At 57.2% G+C, this 509-nt stretch carries 1 protein-coding gene; it reads left to right on the top strand.

Annotated elements, in window-relative coordinates:
- Nucleotides 1-509, top strand: a 509-nt coding sequence (locus OUO13_RS14295) for an electron transfer flavoprotein subunit beta/FixA family protein (RefSeq protein WP_283174582.1), incomplete at both ends; no start/stop codon positions are given.

Genomic DNA, 509 nt, shown 5'->3' with positions numbered 1-509 from the left:
GAAGAAGCCGTACGCCTGAAAGAAAAAGGCATCGCGTCTGAAATCGTGGTGGTTTCCATCGGTCCTAAAACCGCTCAGGAACAGATTCGTACCGCCCTCGCCCTGGGCGCTGATCGCGGCATCCTGATCGAAACCGAAGACAAGCTGGAATCCTTGTCCGTTGCCAAGCTGCTGAAAGCCGTTGTTGAAAAAGAACAGCCTCAGATCGTGCTGCTGGGCAAACAGACCATCGACAGCGATAACAACCAGACTGGCCAGATGCTGGGCGCCCTGACCGGCATGCCACAAGGCACCTTCGCCTCTGAAGTAGCCGTGAACGGCGACAAGCTTGTTGTGACCCGTGAAGTGGACGGCGGTCTGCGCAAAGTGGAACTGGCACTGCCTGCCATCGTGACCACTGACCTGCGTCTGAACGAACCCCGTTACGCTTCTCTGCCAAACATCATGAAAGCCAAACGCAAGCCGCTGGATGTTACCACTCCGGCCGACCTCGGCGTGGCCATGAGCAA

The organism is Parathalassolituus penaei (assembly GCF_026626885.1).
In the GTDB taxonomy this organism is placed as follows: domain Bacteria; phylum Pseudomonadota; class Gammaproteobacteria; order Pseudomonadales; family Oceanobacteraceae; genus Oceanobacter; species Oceanobacter penaei.
Note: the sequence above shows the minus strand (reverse complement) of the source record. Positions and strands in the feature narration are given on the sequence as shown.